At 52.1% G+C, this 19,012-nt stretch carries 15 protein-coding genes; 9 read left to right on the top strand and 6 right to left on the bottom strand.

Annotated elements, in window-relative coordinates; genetic code table 11:
- Positions 1-154: 154 nt before the first annotated feature.
- From EO763_RS10890 to EO763_RS10865, 6 genes are all read right to left on the bottom strand, one after another.
- Positions 155-2,128: a methyl-accepting chemotaxis protein gene (locus EO763_RS10890; RefSeq protein WP_161528956.1), complete on the bottom strand. Its 1,974-nt coding sequence runs from the start codon at positions 2,126-2,128 to the stop codon at positions 155-157.
- A gap of 167 nt (positions 2,129-2,295) precedes the next feature.
- Positions 2,296-2,784, bottom strand: coding sequence for a GNAT family N-acetyltransferase (locus tag EO763_RS10885; protein WP_161528955.1), 489 nt, complete (start codon positions 2,782-2,784; stop codon positions 2,296-2,298).
- Between the two features lie 137 nt (positions 2,785-2,921).
- A complete protein-coding gene (locus EO763_RS10880; RefSeq protein WP_161528954.1) occupies positions 2,922-4,118 on the bottom strand; it encodes an MFS transporter in 1,197 nt (398 codons plus the stop codon).
- A 138-nt stretch (positions 4,119-4,256) separates the two neighbouring features.
- The gene (locus EO763_RS10875; RefSeq protein ID WP_039489436.1) at positions 4,257-4,811 is read right to left on the bottom strand and encodes a TetR/AcrR family transcriptional regulator; all 555 of its coding nucleotides are present in this window, start codon (positions 4,809-4,811) and stop codon (positions 4,257-4,259) included.
- A 105-nt stretch (positions 4,812-4,916) separates the two neighbouring features.
- On the bottom strand, positions 4,917-5,312 hold the full coding sequence (locus tag EO763_RS10870; RefSeq protein WP_161528953.1) for a cytochrome b562: 396 nt from the start codon (positions 5,310-5,312) through the stop codon (positions 4,917-4,919).
- 316 nt (positions 5,313-5,628) lie between these two features.
- Positions 5,629-6,057, bottom strand: coding sequence for an OsmC family protein (locus EO763_RS10865; RefSeq protein ID WP_161528952.1), 429 nt, complete (start codon positions 6,055-6,057; stop codon positions 5,629-5,631).
- Positions 6,058-6,494: 437 nt separating this feature from the next.
- On the opposite strand from EO763_RS10865, the gene EO763_RS10860 reads away from it, so the two are divergent.
- The 9 genes from EO763_RS10860 to EO763_RS10820 all read left to right on the top strand — a co-directional run bounded on the left by EO763_RS10860 (position 6,495) and on the right by EO763_RS10820 (position 19,003).
- Positions 6,495-7,184 carry an expansin EXLX1 family cellulose-binding protein gene (locus tag EO763_RS10860; protein WP_103860671.1) on the top strand — a complete coding sequence of 230 codons (690 nt, stop codon included), beginning with the start codon at positions 6,495-6,497 and terminating at the stop codon, positions 7,182-7,184.
- 287 nt (positions 7,185-7,471) lie between these two features.
- Complete coding sequence (locus tag EO763_RS10855) at positions 7,472-8,887, top strand: SrfA family protein (RefSeq protein ID WP_161528951.1); 1,416 nt, start codon at positions 7,472-7,474, stop codon at positions 8,885-8,887.
- Positions 8,888-8,889: 2 nt separating this feature from the next.
- Complete coding sequence (locus EO763_RS10850) at positions 8,890-11,877, top strand: virulence factor SrfB (protein WP_161528950.1); 2,988 nt, start codon at positions 8,890-8,892, stop codon at positions 11,875-11,877.
- Positions 11,874-14,336, top strand: a complete 2,463-nt coding sequence (locus EO763_RS10845) for a putative virulence factor (protein WP_161528949.1) — start codon at positions 11,874-11,876, stop codon at positions 14,334-14,336. Before EO763_RS10850 ends, EO763_RS10845 begins: the two co-directional genes overlap by 4 nt.
- 256 nt (positions 14,337-14,592) lie before the next feature.
- The gene (locus EO763_RS10840) at positions 14,593-15,072 is read left to right on the top strand and encodes a nuclear transport factor 2 family protein (protein ID WP_044204443.1); all 480 of its coding nucleotides are present in this window, start codon (positions 14,593-14,595) and stop codon (positions 15,070-15,072) included.
- The gene (locus EO763_RS10835; protein WP_161528948.1) at positions 15,069-15,785 is read left to right on the top strand and encodes an SDR family NAD(P)-dependent oxidoreductase; all 717 of its coding nucleotides are present in this window, start codon (positions 15,069-15,071) and stop codon (positions 15,783-15,785) included. The genes EO763_RS10840 and EO763_RS10835 overlap by 4 nt, the downstream gene beginning before the upstream one ends.
- A 5-nt stretch (positions 15,786-15,790) precedes the next feature.
- Complete coding sequence (locus tag EO763_RS10830) at positions 15,791-17,059, top strand: NAD(P)/FAD-dependent oxidoreductase (protein ID WP_161528947.1); 1,269 nt, start codon at positions 15,791-15,793, stop codon at positions 17,057-17,059.
- Positions 17,052-17,777, top strand: coding sequence for a DUF1365 domain-containing protein (locus EO763_RS10825; protein WP_161528946.1), 726 nt, complete (start codon positions 17,052-17,054; stop codon positions 17,775-17,777). The genes EO763_RS10830 and EO763_RS10825 overlap by 8 nt, the downstream gene beginning before the upstream one ends.
- Entirely contained in the window at positions 17,774-19,003 is a 1,230-nt protein-coding gene (locus EO763_RS10820; protein WP_161528945.1) for an SAM-dependent methyltransferase, read from the top strand. The genes EO763_RS10825 and EO763_RS10820 overlap by 4 nt, the downstream gene beginning before the upstream one ends.
- Positions 19,004-19,012: the final 9 nt, after the last annotated feature.

Here is a 19,012-nt window from a genome sequence, read left to right as displayed (position 1 = left end):
AATTTGCCTTAATTAAAGGCCCGATACAACTTTCGCAGAGCGATGAATGCCATACACGATATTGGGGGAAATTAAGGGGAATGTGAGCAAGAATCGCAGAAAGAGTAGAGATATACCCGGCAACCTCATGGTTGCCGGGTGACGGCGTCACTTTTTACTTTAAGAGCGCATGAGGTAATACGAGCTGTTGTTCCAAACGAAAATGCTCTATCGCCTGCGCTAACGACATGGACTGATCTTCCAGCGAACTGGCTGCAGCCGACATCTGTTGTACCAGTGCGGAGTTTTGCTGCGTCACGCCATCCATTTCATTGACGGCAATCGTAACCTGACTAATACCTTTCGCCTGCTCATCCGATGCCGTGACAATCTCACCGATGATACTTTGCACCGAGCTGACGGCGTGTGTCATATCCTGCATGGTTTTACCGGCATCGTTCACCAGTTTAACGCCGCTTTCAACGCGCTGGCTGGATTCCTCAATCAGTGCGGCAATCTCTTTCACCGCGCTGGCGCTGCGCTGTGCCAGACTGCGAACTTCCGATGCCACAACGGCGAATCCTCTTCCCTGCTCGCCCGCTCGTGCCGCTTCTACTGCGGCGTTCAACGCCAGAATGTTGGTCTGGAAAGCGATGCTGTTAATCATGGCGGTAATATCGCCAATCTTCTTCGCACTCTCATCAATCTGCGCCATCGTCTGAACCACCTGACTGACCAGCGATTCACCACGCTGAGCAATCTTCGTGGCATTCTCTGTCAACGTCGTGGCCTGATGAGCATTGTTGGCATTGTGTTTCACCGTTGCGGTGATCTCTTCCATACTCGCCGCGGTTTGTTCCAACGCAGCAGCCTGCTGTTCCGTACGCGATGCAAGGTTGAGGTTGCCGCTGGCAATTTCTGCTGCGCCTTGCCGCACAGAATCGCTGGCGTCTTTGATCTGTCCGACCACCTGACGCAGCTGTGACTGCATCGTATTTAGCGCGAAGAACAGACTGCTGCGATCGTTGGGCTTCACATCAATCACATTACTCAGTCGACCTTCTGCAACCGCCAGCGCAATGGTAGCCGCTTCGCGTGGTTCGCCACCCAGTGGTTTAAGCACTTTACGGCTGAATACCCAGCCCAGCAGCGCGCTCACCAACAGGATACTGATCACCATCATGATGACGGCATTCATTAATTGGCGTTCAGAAGCGGCCATCACCTGGCTCACAGGGACAACAATAGCCAAATGCCATTTATCTGTGCTGTTGCCGATAGTAATGGGTTGCCAGGTAATCAACGCTTCTTCACCCAGAATGGCATCGTCGTGTTGTACCACTGCGGACGTGAAGTTGTCCGTCGGCCCTTGCCAGGCTTTGCTCGTCTGGGATTTATCAGGATAAGAGATGACTTTACTCTCACTGGATAGCAGCATCGCGTAACCGCCGCCTTCCCAAGGCTTAATCCGGTTAATTTTTTCCTGTAATGACGCAAGGGAAATGTCTGAAGTCACGACGCCCCACAGTTTCCCCTGACTGACAATCGGTGCGGCGACTGACGTCAGCAGCGTTGGAACGCCATTGTAAGCATAAGAGTAGGGTTCGATGAGCGTATCTTTCTGGCTCTTTTGCGGCAACAGGTAGTAATCGCCCTGGCCGGGCGTCAGGAAGGACTGCAGAGGGTGCATCTTGTAGTTGCCTGCCTGATCGCGATCGACAAACCAAGCGTAGCGGCCTTTAGGTGCCTGGCCTGGCTGTTCGGCAAACTCAGCATCACGACCGTCAAACATATTCTCTTCAAAAATGACTGAAATCGAGAGGTATTCTGGGTTATCCCGCAGGGCATATTCCGTCATTTTATCGACCACGGCGCGGTCTTTAATACCTGCGGCGGGCAACGCAACCAGCCCTTGGCCAAGGTTATGCGCCACATCCCGGGCGTAGTTGAGTTCCTGTTGAATTCTTAATGCTTCACTTTGCGCTATCTGCTGTAAATAGCGTTCGGCCAGAGATTTTTGTTCTTTACCAGACTGCCAACTGAGCACACCAATGGTGACAGCGAAACCGAGTGCGATGGTTAATGCGCCAGTTAGCAGGACTTGAGCGCGGGTACTCATTGTTTTTTTTTGTATTAATTGTTTGGCCATTATGGCTCCCCTAGAGTTGATACTTAGCGTAATCAACATTCCGTTGCAATGAGCTCCTACTATTTGTTTATCGGCGTCTTTTTTTTGAACTTTAGCGGCGCAGAAGTGAGCAAGAAAGGGGTAGGAAGCCCGTGGTCGTTGGGGTGCGCTTGTCCTTTTTCATTGGATTAATGGCGTTCTGATGGAGGGTTCGGTTCCAGACTTTTATGCATATTAAAACCAGTGATCTGGAAGCCATTTTTTTCATATAACGCCTTGGCAATCGGATTATGCGCAGCCACTCTCAGCCCGATTTCGCCAATACCTAACGCTGTGAGTGCTACGTCCAGCGCGGCAAGCGAGGCTTTACCGAAACCACGACCCCGCCATACGGGTAGAAGGCAAAAATCAGAGACCCAGACGGCGTTTTCTTTCAGAACGACCCACAAGTAACCAATGGTGACGCCTGCATTATCTGAGGGATGAATGCACCATAATTTATTAGCTGCGGTGTGAACGCCCTGCGGTAGAGTAATATCGATCGATTGCGTGGCGATCGCCCTCGCCTTTTCTTCGTCATATCCCCGGGATTCCTGTAGATCCTGAGCATATTCAAGAATAAAAAACTGGCGATATTCGGGGTAATCCCCCTCAGCCATGTCCGTTAAATTTACCATTATGTTTATTTTTCCAAATCCGAGTGATGGTCAGCCTCGCTGACTGTGATGCATCACACCATTTATTATCAATGTAATCAATAGCGTGGAAGACACTACGCGGTTCCGATAACACGAAATGGAACCGCGCAGAAACGTCAAGATGGAGTGTCAGATGCCGTTCTGGTCGAACGTTCACGGGCGGAAGACGAACAGATAAAGGCCAGAATCACCATGACAAGAACCGGCAGCATGGCGATGCGTAACCCTGCAACTTCGCCAAGAAAGCCCAGCGCAGGCGGGCCGACGAGAAAAGCAAAGTAGCCCAACGTTGCGGCAATCGTGACGCGAACGGCACTGTTTTCTCCGCTTCCTGCGGCGGAAATGGTGAGCGGGAAACCCAGCGAGGCGCCGATACCCCAGAAGATAACCGCAGCGGCGGCCAGCAGTGGATCATTAGAGAAAATGACCAACGTCAGCCCAAGTGCGGCGGAAGCAGCGCTGAAACGGAGCACATTGACCTTGCCAAAGCGATCGACAAAATATCCTCCGGCAAAACGCCCCAGCGTCATACCAGCAGTGAATCCGACATAAACTAGCGTCCCCGACGTGTGACCAAAGTTGTGACCATCGATCATCAATAACGGTAGCCAGTCGTTGGCTGAACCTTCTGCAAGCGCCATCGCAAGAATAACCACGCCGAGAATCAGTAAGCGACTGTCTTTAAGTTCGTTGAAGACCTGCGTCTTGTAGTCGCCCTTTTCTTCTTGCTCAGAACGGGCCAAATCACTCAGCCATGGCATTTGGCGCATCAGCACCATCGCGGTGAGTATCGACAGTGTTACAGCCACCACAAAGTGCAGCGTAGTATTAATGTCGAACGCCGTCATTGCCATCCCTGTCAGCGCGCCGACTAGCGTTCCCAGGCTAAAAAAACCGTGCAGCGTGGTCATCAGACTTTTATTCAGATGCTGTTCAAACGCCGCCCCTTCAATGTTGATGGCGATATCAACCAAGCCAACTCCCGCGCCGAAAATCAACAATCCTATAAAGGCGCTGGGCGTGCTTTGAATCGACAGCGACGCGGCAAGCATAAGTAGCCCAAGCAAAAGCAGCAGGAATCCACCGACCATGGTTTTACGAATGCCGAGAACGTTAATGACTTTTCCTGCACCCAATACGCCGAGCATGGAACCACATGAAAAACCAAACAAAATCATGCCCATCGTTTCCGTTGAGGCATTCAGAACGTCACGCATAACGGGGGTTCGGGTCACCCAGGTTGCCCACGTAAAACCGGGAATGAACATCAGCCCAAACAGGGCAAATTTATTGATAGCGGGTTTTGTGGTCATAGCTCTCGTCGTCTTTATTTAAATCAATTCGTACATGCGTACGAATAACTATCGCACGAATATACACCACTTTGCACCTGTTTCACGACGTTCTTTTTTTAATGGGAAGGTGCCTGACACGATCGCGCCAGGCAGGAATTAAGAGGTTAGCTTGATTACCGTATTGAGAATATCTTCACGGCTGACAGCTTCACTATTGAGATAGTTATGGATCGTATATCCTTCAATCATTGCATCCAGCGAACATGCAGTTGCGATACTGAAATGGAGGTGAAGCGATGTTCTGCTGCGCGTCATCCACTCTTGCAATATCAGCCGATACTCTTCTTTCCGCGATGCCAGCGCGTACAGTTCAAAACTTAGTGTCAGGTGACGCGGTGTCGCCCAAATGTCTCCACAGATCAGATCAACCACCGCTTCGCGCGCGCTGTCGATGTCCTTTGCCTGCTTGAGGCGGACACGGAATGCGTGTGAGATACCATCGACCATATAAACGAACGCGCTGCTCAACAGCAATTCAATACTGCTGTAGCGATAGGTTAGCGTCCCCGGTGACAATCCGGCCTGCTGCGCTATTTTTCGGTAGGTTGCCCCTCTCACGCCGTGATCCAGTATGACTTCCAGCGCGGCCTCAAGAATTCTGCTTCGTGTATCTTTGCCATCATGCGTTGCATCGTGTGATGGTGACGTCATTCTGTTTCCCCTCAGCCAGCAATCCTGACTGTCGTAACATTTATAACAAAAAAAGCCGCCAGTGAGTTCGCTCCCACTGGCGGCTTATGGTAAACGAAAAGCGGCTTAGCCTCTCAATTTACTGTGATATTCGCCTTTCAAGGTATTGATTTCAGCTAACACCGCTTTAGCTTCGCTTAGTTTACCGGCATCCGCCAGAGCCTGTGCGCTGTCTACTTTTTGCAAAATTTTATCCAGACCTTCCACATAGGCTTTTCTGTCTGGGCCATCAGCAGGCTGTTTGGCGAAATCAGGCGGCACCTGCGTTTTAGCATGCTCAACGTGCTCACGGAATGTGCTCAGCGCGGTTTTCAGCGCGGTGGCATCGTCCGCTTTAGTGGCAGCGGTATAACTTTTCTGCATACCACGCATATCTTCCGACGTGGTGGCGTTTGCCAAAACAGGGGCCAGCAAACTACCGGCCAACAGCACAGAAAAACAGATCTTGGTCATTTTATTCATCTTGAACTCTCGCTTGTGTTCCACAGCACGACATACTCAGAGAATCTGACCACCACAAACCGGTCAGCCCAATATTGCTCTTGTTATATTGCGTCCTACGCCATCGTCCGCATCACGCAGCAATGACTATGCTAATTTTATGGTTATTATCGTAAGGATGTTAAATTATTTTTAATCGTTTCGTTGTTTTTAATTGTATAAATGTAAAAAAAGCTTACCGACACGACTCCGGTAAGCCTTTTTATCAACATCAGTTTTATCGGTAAAACGTGGAACAGCCTTAGCTCAGCGGCTTTTCTTAGTTCAACTGCTGTCCTTAATTCAACTGATACTCCAACGTAATCTCGGCTTTGAGCAGTTTTGACACTGGGCAGCCCGCCTTCGCTTTTTGGATGATGCTATCGAACGTTGCTTCATCAATGCTCGGCAGTTTCACCGTACTGTGCAGCGCGATTTTGGTGATCGCGAATCCGCCATCGACTTTATCCAGCGACACATCCGCCTTGGTATCGATCGACTCAGGTTTATGCCCTTCTTCGCCTAACATCAGTGAGAGCGCCATAGAGAAACAGGCCGCATGCGCTGCGCCAATCAGTTCTTCTGGGTTCGTGCCGGGCTTACCCTCAAAACGGGTATTGAAGCCGTAAGGTTGCTGTTGCAACGCACCGCTTTCCGTTGAGACAGTGCCTTTTCCCTGCTTGATATCCCCTTCCCAATGCGCTTGCCCTTTCTTATGAATGGTCATGCTGTCTCCTCTTCATCGTTATATACCCGTCATACTTCAAGTTGCATGTGCGTTGGCTGCGTTCACGCACCCGAATCACTTACCTGAGTAAGCTCATCGGGATGCCTTCTCTTGCAGCCTGCCTGAAACTCGAATTATTTAGGGTATAGATTAGCCATTGGAAGTTATCCACGTTGGCGCGAAATAATGTTGTCACCCTTTAAACCGTAGAACACATTCTGAATAAATCCAAATCGATTATTCACGCATATAATTATTTCACTCTATAGAAATAAACTCAGTGATATATTCAATGCTTTACTATTTTAAGATAAAACCGATTTACCTATTTATACAAAACCCCTATTATCAATACGCCAAAAAATGGATTCTCGTTTTGGTTTTTTATTTTACCACTCACCTATGTTATTAATCTTGAATCATATTGGATGTGAAACATGAATAAAATAACCTCATTAGCCTTGTCTGCATTATGCGTTATTCCCCTGATTAACACCGCCCACGCCCAGTGGGAACTGGACGACATCTGTTACGGCTACGCCACTGCGACGGGCTCTGGCTATCAGGGCGGTGCCCTTTTACTGGATCCGATCCCGCAGAACATGGAGATCACGGCGTTAAACCGAAACCAGCTGGATTATCGCGGCGTGAAGGCGTCGCTGGCTGGGGCCTACCTGAAAGTGAATGGACCAAAAGGCAGTACGGTGGTGTATGTCACCGACCTCTATCCTGAAGGTGGTGATTGTGCGCTGGATTTATCGTTTAACGCTTTTGAGAAAATAGGCGATCTGCGAGATGGGAAAATTAATATCGACTGGACGCTCATCGAAGCGCCGGTAAAAGGCAACGTTATTTATCGTATAAAGGAAGGTTCAAATCCTTATTGGGCTGCGGTGCAATTCAGGAACGTAAAATATCCCGTTATTGAAATGAAATATATGCGTAATAACCAATGGATTGCTGCACAGAAAACCGATTATAACCACTTTATTGTTGAGCACGTTGGAATGAACGATATTCCCATTGAATTTACCGACGTAAAAGGCAATGTCCTCAGCGATACGCTGCCACCGATGTCACAAAGTACCTCATCCGCTTACCTGATCACGGGTAACGTTCAGCTTTAATTCTCACTGCCTGAGGGAGGCTGACGTCGCGCAGCGTCCCTCGTTTCCGCAAATCACGTCTGAAAGAAAAGGCATCATTTTTGTCAGTGTTTTCATCATATTATCTGGACGTCATCGGCTGCACGTGAGTACACTTCTCGTTTCCCACTTTTTCTATTGCCCAAATATTTGTTAGTTTTATCACTTCTTTAAGCGTTTGATTCGCCATCATTCGCACTACAGTATACCCTGTCGCAGATTACACTCTATTTTCTGCTTTAGGCATCATTACAAAAGGTCTCTTTTGCGTGGCAAAATTATTTTTACGTAGTGGAAGTTTGGATGATTTTCTGGCGCTGGGTGAGAACGGCCAGCCAGTTTACGCATCAGCACTTCAATTGCGGGAAACGTTACGTCTCAGAAAACAGCAGCAGATTGCCGATTGTCTGGCGATTCCCCAACCCAACGAGCATGGCGACCGCATTGACTGGTATTCGCCGGTTGACGGTAAAGTCACCTCCTGGATTGCCGCAAGCGAAGAAGAACGAGAAAAGGCGCTGGCGTTACTGGAAACTTATCAAGCTGCGGTTGCCGACATCAGCCAGCGTGCGCAAAATGCAGAAAAAGCGGGGCAGAAACTCTTCGGTGTCCTGCTGGCAAAAGCGATACAGTTCCCTGGAGCGAACCACGTTTATCTGGTTGATGGCAAACCCGTCTTAACGTTCTGGGGCTTCGTCAATCTCGATAAGAAATCTCGGCTTGATGCATTGGACTGCCTGCGACCGGCCATCAAGGAAGCGGAACCGCTTTTTGTTGCACCCGCCCCCGTTGCAAGCGCCCCCACACTGCCGTTGGTCGATCCCGTTCCCGAGCCAGAACCACAGCCTATCGTTCAACCCGAACCTGTCAATTCAACACCTGCACCTGTCGCCGCTGCGGCAGCCGTGCCTGTTCGTCCACCGTTCTTCCGCCTGTGGTGGCTGCTACCTGCTGCCGCACTGCTAGCGATTTTGTCATTGCAAATACGTGGCTGCGTGTCAGGACAAGACGACAAGCCAACATCCGATTTAGCCGCGACGGTCAAGCCAGAAAAACGCGCCCTGCCTTCTTCTACGCCGGCTGAACCTGCGCCACCGCAAGAAAGCACACCCGCACTACCTGTCGTAGAAAAAGAGGTTGTGAAAGCCGCTGAACCATCTGTCGCTACGGCACCGGTTGCTGCCGCGCCTGTAGCAGACGCGGTCAAACCGGAAGCGCCAGCGGTCACGGAACCAAAAGAGCCTGTTGCACCGCCGACAGAACCCGTTGTCGAGCAAGTGCCAGCGATTCCTGCGGGCAAAGATGATTTAGTCATGCCAGCCGACGCGGTGAAAATCGGCTCCATCAAATTCCTGAACGGCAACTGGCGCGTCATTGTTGATGGCAAAGCGCCGATTACCGGCAGGCCGCCTAGCCTGCGCTACCAGATTCAAAATGGAAAAGGTACGGCACGCATCACTCATGGTGACGGTGTCACGTGTCGCGCTAACGTTGAGGCAGGATTAATGAGCTCTGGCAATCTGATCATCAACAGTCGTTCCGGCGCCCGCTGCTCTGATAATTCTCGTTTCCAAATGCCAGAACTGGTCTGTAAACAAGGCGCATCCGGCACCGCGGCGGAGTGTATTGGCCGTTATGACGCAGACACCGTTTTCCCGATGACGATAAAGCGCGAGAGTAAATAATCATGCTGGCGACGATTACCGATTATAAACAACGCATTACGTTGATTCAGGACAGCGGGATTCAGTTTTTGGATTTTGCTTTAAAGCCGCAATTTTCGGCTGAGCAGCCTAACCGCTATGTGCGTAAAAGTGCCAACGGCCCTCTGTTGCACCTGCTGTACGATGAACAGTCGGAAAAATTCCTGCTGCCTTCTGCCACCGGGATGCCGCCGGAAGTGGTGAAGCCTGAACTGAGCATTTCGCTTGAGCAATCGCTGAAGCTTCTAGAGAACATTTGGCTACCGCTGCCCTTCTTCCGCTTTAACCCGCCGCGCACCTTCATGGGCGGGCCGGATAACTGGGCGCGGATGCAAATTATTGCGTTGGATACACCCGATCAGGACGGCAATACGCACCGTATTTGTCTGGCGTTCGATACCAAAACCTACCCAGAAGGCCACGAGTACGAGTCGCTGGCACCTAATGCCAATGACATCAAAACCGGCGGGAGTTTCGCGCTGGCTTATCACAGCGACGAACTAGGTGAATTCCTTGATGAAACCTGGGTCGACGGTTGGCTGCGCGAAGTCTTTGCTCAGCGGGTTAAAGCGCTAGAAAGCCGTGACAATCACGATATAAAAGTGGCACTCAGAGGGTTTGAATATCAGGCACATTATCTGAATGTGTTGGATATGCTGGGCAACCAGCTCGAAATACCGGAAATTCGGATCAATACCAGCACGCTGCAGGAACCCGCCGTCAATGTTGACCTGATTTTGGATGTCGGTAACTCGCACACCTGCGGCATTCTGGTAGAAGACCATGCAGACGAAAGCAACGGCCTGAAACAGACCTATGAACTGCAGTTGCGCGATCTAAGCGAGCCACATTATCTGTACAACGAACTGTTTGAGAGCCGCGTTGAGTTCTCACAGGCGAAATTCGGTAAAGACAACTTTTCCGTAGAAAGCGGCCGTGATGACGCGTTCATCTGGCCGTCAATCACCCGCGTCGGACGCGAAGCCAGCCATATGGCGCTGCTGCGTCAGGGAACGGAAGGGTCGAGCGGTATTTCCAGCCCGCGTCGCTATCTGTGGGACGAAGAAAGCTATGCTCCAGGCTGGCGTTTTAGCCAGACGGACGCCCATTCGCAGACTGAACCGTTAGCGACAGCCATGCCGTTGACCATCATGCTGAATGATGAAGGCCAGCCGCTCTATAACCAGCCGTTGGAAGAGCGCCTACCGGTGTTTTCACCGCACTACAGCCGCAGTTCGATCATGACATTCATGCTCTCCGAACTGCTGGCCCAAGCGCTGATGCAGATGAACAGCGCGGCACAGCGGCTGAAGATGATCCACAGCAGCGCACCACGCCAATTACGAAATATCATTCTGACGCTGCCTTCCGCGATGCCGAAACCCGAGCGTGAAATTTTCCGCCGCCGGATGCATGAAGCGATCGCGCTGGTCTGGAAAGCGATGGACTGGCACCCGATGGATGAGGATTTCACCACACCAGCCGACAAGCAGCAGAGCCGGGTTCCGGTGCCTGACGTGCAAATCGAATGGGATGAAGCCACATGCGGACAGATGGTTTACCTGTATAACGAAGCACAGGTGAACTTTGGCGGCCGTGCGGAAGATTTCTTCGCCAGCATGGCACGCCCCGATAAAGAACTCGATGAAGGTGAACCCGCGGGCAAAACGCTGCGCATTGCCTCAATCGACATCGGCGGCGGCACCACCGACCTCGCCATTACGCAATATCTTCTCGATGACGGCGTTGGAAACAACGTTAAAATTATTCCGCGCCTGCTGTTCCGTGAAGGCTTTAAGGTCGCGGGCGACGATATCTTGCTGGATGTGATTCAGCTTTACATCCTCCCCGCGCTACAGACTGCGCTAAAAACCGCCGGAATGGCCAGCCCAGATGCGCTAATGGCGAAACTGTTTGGCAATGAAGGCCGTATGGACGCGCAGCTCACGCTGCGCCAGCAGGTCACGCTACAGGTCTTCATCCCGATTGGTCGCGCGATTCTTGAAGCCTATGAGCGCTTTGATCCGCTGGACACCAGCGCCGAGATCGAATCGACCTTCGGCGAATTGCTGGAACAGGCGCCAACGGAAAAAGTGCTGGAATACATCAATACGGAAGTGCAGCGCGAACTGCCAGTCAGCGACAAAGTCTTCGATATTTTGCAAGTGCCGCTGATTCTCAAACTGAACAAGCTGCACGGCGAATTCCTGTCTAACAAAATGAACATCACGCAGAATCTGCGCCTGATGTCTGAAGTGGTATCGCTGTATTCGTGCGATGTACTGCTACTGACGGGTCGCCCTTCGCGCTTCCCAGGGATTCAAGCGCTGTTCCGCCACCTGCAACCGCTGCCGATTAACCGGATGCTATCGCTGGATGGCTATCACACCAATGACTGGTATCCGTTTAACAAACGCGGGCGCATCGATAACCCGAAATCCACTGCCGCCGTCGGCGCGATGCTGTGCCTGCTGGCGCTCGATCTGCGCCTGCCGGGCTTTTACTTTAAGGTCGGTGATTTCCAGCCTTATTCTACGGTGCGCTACCTCGGCATGATGGACAGCAGCAACGCGCTGACACTGGATAACGTTTACTACAGCGATATCGATCTGGATACGCCGGATTTCGAGCTTAACCCGCAACACAGCTTTCAGGTGCGTGGCTCGCTCTGCCTCGGTTTCCGCCAGTTGGACAACGAACGCTGGCCTGCGTCCTCGCTCTATATGCTCTCAATCGTCGATCAGGATTTGGCGCGTAAGGTCGTCGGCGACAGTAAGCTGCGCGTCCGGTTGGCCGTAACGAAAAGCGACGATCAAGACAGCCCAGAGCGCTTTGAGATTGCCGATGCAGTGTTGGAAGACGGCACCCGCGTTCCGCCACAGCATTTACGACTCAAATTGAACACATTATCCGCTAACGGCTCAGGTGCGACCCATTATTGGATCGATAGTGGGAGTGTATTTAAAAAATGAAACGATTAACGCCCAAACAGCTCTCTACCCGACTTCACGGCCAGCTACAGGCCGTTGTGCAAGGTGTTGAACAGGCCATCGACTGGGTTGACAGCACACGCCAGAACGCCCCGCGTCTGGATATCGAAGCCGACCGTCTGATCGTCAAACTGCGCCGCAATCACAATAAAGCGCAGCACCTGTCCGATGTCGCGCAGAAAGACATTGCCATCGGCTTCTTTGGCTTGTCTCAGGCGGGGAAATCCTACCTGATCGCGTCACTGGCCGGGGGCGAAAATGGCAAGCTGGAAACCTCGTTTGAGGGGCAACAGCTGGATTTTATCGACCATATTAACCCGTCCGATCGGTCAACCGCGCTCGTTACGCGGTTTAGCCGACAATCGGGCATGAAGAACAAATCGTTTCCCGTTCAGTTGCAACTGCTCAGCGAACTGGATATCGGTAAGATCATGGCCAATGCATTTTTAAACGATCTCAATCAGGAGACCACGTTTGAAGAGCTGGACGAGCGCCATATTGCTGAACACATTAAAACGCTGTTGATGCACCGTCAGCCAGAACCGGTTGAAGGGATGAACCGCGATGAAGTCGTCGAACTCTGGGACTATCTCGCGCGTCATGATGTCAAACGGCAAAAACAGCTGGAAGCCCACTTCTGGCCGGTTGCGATTGAATTAGCGCCTTATCTCACCGTTGACGATCGCGCCCAGCTCTTCTCTGTACTATGGGGCGAGCTGAATTCGCTGACCACCGCCTATCGTCATTTCAGCCACACGCTGCAACACCTGTCCGGTACGCGCAAGCTGTTAGCGCCGCTGCGGATTCTGGTGGATGATGAGTTAAATCCGGCAGACGGTCTGATCGACGGTTCTGCGCTGGAACGCTTGCACAGCGCCGACGATCTCGGCGTGCTGGTGCGACCGGTTCAGAATGGCCGTGCAGGGAAAACGACGGAGCTTTCGCTGGCTGAGTTAACGATGCTGACGGCGGAGCTGCTTATCCCGCTGCATTTGCCGCCTAAAGAAGCGCTGTTCGAGCAGGTTGATGTGCTGGATTTCCCCGGTTTTGGTGAGATCCGCGAGACGCGGGACGAGCCACCAGCAAGACAGCAAAGCACACAGCATCCACTGGCACACACGCTATTACGGGCGAAACGCGCCTATCTGCTAGAGCGCTATACCGATAATCAGGAAATGAACGTGCTGATGGTATGCAGCGCCGCAGGCAATCGCGCCGACGTAAAAGTGGTTGGCAAAGCGCTGGATCACTGGGTTAAACAGACGCAAGGCGAAAACGCACAGGTTCGTAGTCACCGTAAACCGGGGCTGATTTGGGCGGTCACCCGCCACGATCGCCGTATTACGCACGGGCAAAATTATGATGCCGCGGTACAGCGCTATGTGGGTAATCCGGGCGATGCCTGGGGAACGATGCTGGCGATGGATAAACGCGGCGTAGCGCGGATGGCAACGTGGCTGGGCGCGGAAGTTCACCGGGATGTAAAACTGGGGCGCATCAGCGAACAGCTTAGCGAACTCCAACGTGAACTCAGCGATAACCTGCTGGGTAACTGGTATCTGCCCGTTGATGTTGACGATCCGGCAGAAAAACAGCGCATCGCAGAGACCTTGCTCAAATCGCTCCAGACCCGCACCGGCGTGCACGGTGAACTGCTGGAACGGCTGTTGCCTTCGCGTGATGAGCTGCGCCGTCTGTATCTGCAACAGAAAGGGGCAAGCTATGGCGGTTTCCATTCTGATGCCGAAGACCTCTCCGCCCCGTCCGCTCATAGCGATCCGTTTGGTGTCGGGATCGAAATCGATCTGTTTGCCGATGAACCGATCGCTATCGACCAACCTGCGCCGCCGATTTTGACGGTCGACCACAGCTATGAGGCGGACTACGCACACGGTGTTTATCGTTACTGGATTAACTATTTGCGTGGCCTGCCGGAAAATGCCCCGCTTCTCGATTTGCTGAACGTGCCGAAAGCGACGATCGAAATGCTGGTTGAAGAATTGATTACCGGCAGTATCCGTTTACGGATCGAAGAGGCGCTGGTTGACATGCTGGTCGACGGCGAGCAGTTGGGCATCAACCGCGAGAATAAGGCAGACCGTCAGGTTTCACGCGTGCTGACTATTCTCGGTGACTTCGTTGCCTGGCTCGGCTTCCAGCAGCTTGATGAATCCCTGCGCCCTGCCAGCCGTATCAATCGCGGTCATAAAATTTTCGCTAAACCCGAAAAACAGGCGGTCAGCTTTGGTGCTTCACAGCGCTTAACCAAGCTGTCGCTGACGCCGACCAACAATACGGCGTTTTATATCTATGACTGGCTGGTGGGTCTGAATGAGATGATTATTCAGAATGCGGGCTATTCCGCTGCACGAGAAGTCAGTGCGGAACAGCGTGAACAGCTAGGCACGATTCTGACGTTAATTAAGCCTGCTGAGAAATAATATTCAGTCTACCGCTGTCAATTCAGGAAGCATGGCGTGACATTGTCACTACATTTTGCGCCATGTTTTCTTTTTTCTGCAATACCACCCCTCCATATGTACTTCTCACCCTTAGCCATTCCTCAAAATCTTATTTGACGAACGGTGGATTCAATCTATACCTAAGTTGATATCTTTCAATTAATAAGCGTTGATGTTCCTCTATCTGTTAGCCATTTCCACCGCGTGGGAGTGGGTGACCTTAACAGGAGTGGTTATGACGATAGAAAAAGCGCGTGAGGAAGACGACATCTCGGTAGAGAATGATGAATATGAGCCTATTCTGCTGAAAATAAGGGCATTTTATCGAGAGCTGACAGCCGAGAGATTAACGGAGCTGAGTGATATCTATCATCAGGATATTCACTTCATCGACCCCGTTTCCAGCCATCATGGGTTGAGTGCTTTGCATCGCTACTTTTCTCATTCACTCGATAATCTGAGCTACTGTCAGTTCGAGATCGCCGATATCCATACCTTCCGCGGCGGTGCGACAATGTTCTGGACGATGCACTATGCGCATCCGTCGTTAAAGCGCAACGCGCCGCTGACATTAGCTGGCTGTAGCCACCTGCTCTTCGCCGACAACAAAGTTATCTATCACCGTGATTATTACGACATGGGCGCAATGCTTTATCAGCATGTTCCCCTGCTTGGCTCGCTCATCAGCCACCTGAAGTCGAGACTTCAGACATGAAACGCGTGTTGATTACTGGGGCGAGTTCTGGAATCGGCCAGCAATTGGCGCTGGATTATGCCAGAGACGGCTGGGACGTCCTCGCCTGCGGGCGCGATGAACAACGACTTAACGCATTAACTGCCGCCTTCCCAGCCATTCGCACGATAGCATTTGATATGACAAATCTGGCAGATACACAGCAGGCGTTGGAACGCGTCACGGTCGATCTGGTGATTCTCAGTGCGGGAACCTGTGAGTATCTGGATAACGGCGTCGTTGAAGCGGAAAAAGTCAGTCGGGTGCTGACAACTAACGTGATCGGCCCGGTGAATTGCCTGTCGGTGTTATTGCCACAGCTTGCCAACGGTAGCCATCTGGCGCTGGTTGGTTCGACCGCCAGCCTCGTTGCGCTGCCAAGAGCGGAAGCCTATGGCGCGTCAAAGGCAGCGCTGGCCTACTTCGCCCGCAGTCTGTCGCTGGATTTGCAGGCTCGCAATATCACCGTGTCCCTGATCTTACCCGGTTTTGTCGATACCCCGTTGACCGCACGTAATGACTTCCCGATGCCGATGCTAATTTCCGTATCACAAGCCTCAGCAACTATTCGCCGTGGTCTGGCAAAGAAAAAACGTGAGATCGCTTTTCCTCTGCGCTTTGCGCTGTTGCTCAACGCGATTTCAGTGCTCCCACAGTCATGGCAACGTCTGCTCGCCAGCCGGTTAGTAAGGTAAAACGTATGAAGATTGCCATTATTGGTAGCGGTATTGCTGGCTTAACCTGCGCGCTCAGATTATCCGATCGCTTTCAGGTGTCGGTGTTTGAGGCGAACGATTATCTGGGTGGTCACACGGCAACGATTGATGTCGTTCAGGATGGCGTCCCCTACGCCATCGATACAGGATTTATTGTCTACAACGAGCGGACCTATCCCCATTTTATTGCGCTGCTGGATGAGCTGGGGTTAACCGGTCAGCCGACAGAAATGAGCTTTTCGGTCAGTAATCCAGTTTCCGGTCTGGAATATAACGGCCATACGTTAAATACACTATTCGCCCAGCGCGGCAACCTGCTCCGCCCCAGTTTCTATCGTTTCGTTGCGGAGATTGTGCGATTTAACCGCGTCTGCAAACGGTATCTTGCCAACGACGATTATCAGGGGCTGACGCTAAGCCATTTGTTGCAGCAGGAAAAATTCTCGCCGTTCTTTGCCCAGCACTATCTTTTGCCGATGGGCGCAGCAATCTGGTCGTCGTCGCTTGAGGATATGCGGCATTTTCCGCTGTCGCTTTTCCTGACCTTCTTCAACCATCACGGGTTACTGGATTTGGTCAATCGCCCGCAATGGATGGTGGTTCCCGGTGGTTCACGGGAGTACGTGCGGCGAATCGCAGAGTGCATCCACGATCGGGCGACGATCCACATCCAGACGCCCGTCAGTCAGGTAACACGCGATGATGCAGGTGCTACAGTGCATACCACCGGGCAGACGTATCGGTTCGATCAGGTGATTTTCGCCTGCCACTCCGATCAGGCACTGGCGCTGCTGGAAACGAGTACGCCCGATGAGCAGCGTATCCTCGGCGGCATACGCTATCAGCCTAACCGCGTGGTTTTGCATACCGACACCCGGCTTCTTCCCCATAATCAGCGAGCGTGGGCAAGCTGGAATTACCGTCTGCCGGTCGATCAGGCGTTTAGCCGCGTGCGGGCCTCTGTGACCTATAACATGAACATCCTGCAAGGTATTCGTTCATCCACCACCTTCTGTGTCTCGCTAAACCCCCAGCAGGATATTGACCCGAATAAAATACTGCACCACGCGATTTATCATCACCCCGTGTTTACTCAACAGACGACAGAGTACCAGCAGCAGCGCGACCGGATTAATGGGCACAACCGCAGTTGGTTTTGTGGTGCCTATTGGTACAACGGTTTTCATGAAGACGGTGTCAAAAGCGCGCTGGATGTCGTCAACCTCCTCCATCAGAGTGTGCAAGATGAATAGCGCCTTGTATGTTGGCAAGGTTCGCCACCGACGTTTCACGCCCGTCACACATCGTTTCGACTATGCGTTATTCATGACGTTAATCGATTTAGATGAGATCCCCGCCTTGCCGCATGTGGGGATTGCGCTGGAGCGCTTTTCTCCTGCGTCATTTTGTCGCGGCGATTACCTCGGTGGCGGCGATATCAAAACCAAAGCGCAGGATCGGATTGCGGAACTGACTGGGGAACGCCTCACGGGGAAGGTCTTGCTGCTATGTCAGCTACGCTATCTGGGCTGCTATTTCAATCCGGTCAATTTCTATTATTTGTACGATGAGCATAACGAACTACGCTGGTTATTGGCAGAAGTGCGTAATACGCCTTGGAACGAACGTCATACCTATGCTGTCGTCCCCGATGGTTCTACGCCGGTTTCCAAAGCGTTTCATGTGTCGCCTTTTAACCCGATGGAGATGGTGTATCACTGGCGACTCACGCCGCCCGACGCGCGTCTGAGGATCCACATTGAGAATCACAGACAAGGACGCGAGTTTGATGCGACGCTGGTGCTGCATCGTCAGCCGCTCACTCGCGCCGCCCTGCGTGCTCAGCTTTGGTCTCTGCCGTTAATGACGATGAAAACCGCCTGCACCATATATTGGCAGGCTTTGAAACTGTGGATTAAACGTTCGCCCGTTTATCCTCATCCGCAGTCTGAAAAGAAGGACACCCCATGAGTTCAACGGAAACACAACTGGTGCGTCACCCGAGCAATACCGCTCGCTATACTCGGGCCAGAAAAGTGGTCTTTCTTCTGCTTAGTCGAATAGAAGGCGGAGGGTTGCGCCTTCGCGAACCAGAAGGCAATGAAACGTTATTCGGGGATCGGCACGCCACACTGCAAGGCGACATCACGATACATAACCACCGTGTTTATCGCCGTGTCTTGCTGGGTGGAAGTATCGCTGCCGGTGAAAGCTATATCGATGGTGATTGGAGCTCAACCAACCTCACGCTCGTTCTCCAGCTTTTGGCGCAAAATCAGGCGCTAATCGATACGCTTGAAACGCGTTTTGGCTGGTTGACGGGGCCATTTCATCGGTTTATCCACTGGTGCCGCCGTAACCGCCCACAGCAGGCGCAGAAAAACATCGCCGCTCACTACGATCTCGGCAACCATTTTTACCGCAGCTTTCTCGATAGCGAGATGCTCTACTCCAGCGCCTGGTATCAGCAACCCGAGATGACGCTGGAAGACGCACAGCGCGCCAAGGTGCATCGTCTCTGCGAACAGTTGGCGCTCTGTGAAACGGATCATTTACTGGAAATTGGCACCGGCTGGGGGGGATTAGCCGAACTGGCCGCGCGTGAATATGGCTGTCGCGTCACCACAACCACGCTGTCACAACAGCAGTATGATTACGCGGTTGAGCGCATTCAGCAAGCTGGCCTGAGCCACAAAGTGACTGTGCTGCTACAGGATTACCGCGCGTTGACCGGTCAGTATGACAAGCTGGTGTCGGTCGAAATGATCGAGGCGGTCGGAAAGGCTTACTTGCCCACCTTCTTCAAACGCTGCCAACAATTGCTGCGTCCACAAGGCCGCATGGTGCTTCAGGCGATCACAATTGCCGACCAGCGCTACAGCCATTACAGCCGTAATGTCGATTTTATCCAACGCTATATTTTCCCCGGCGGTTTTCTGCCCTCAATTACCGCGATGACGACCACCATGACGCGGCATACCGACTTTATCACCCGCGATCTGTTTGATATCGGTCAGGACTATGCCCGCACCCTCAGCGAATGGCGGCAGCGCTTTTATCAGCAGTGGCATATGCTGAATGCTCAGGGCTTTGATGAACCTTTCCAGCGCCTGTGGGTATTTTACCTTTGCTATTGTGAAGCGGGCTTTCGCGCACGCACCATCAGCACGGTACAGCTCACCGTAGAAAGGCCATGAGCAAAAAGC

It is taken from the genome of Pectobacterium odoriferum, from assembly GCF_009931295.1.
In the GTDB taxonomy this organism is placed as follows: Bacteria; Pseudomonadota; Gammaproteobacteria; order Enterobacterales; family Enterobacteriaceae; genus Pectobacterium; species Pectobacterium odoriferum.
The sequence above is the reverse complement of the archived record's forward strand: the minus strand, read 5'-3'. Positions and strand labels throughout refer to the sequence as shown.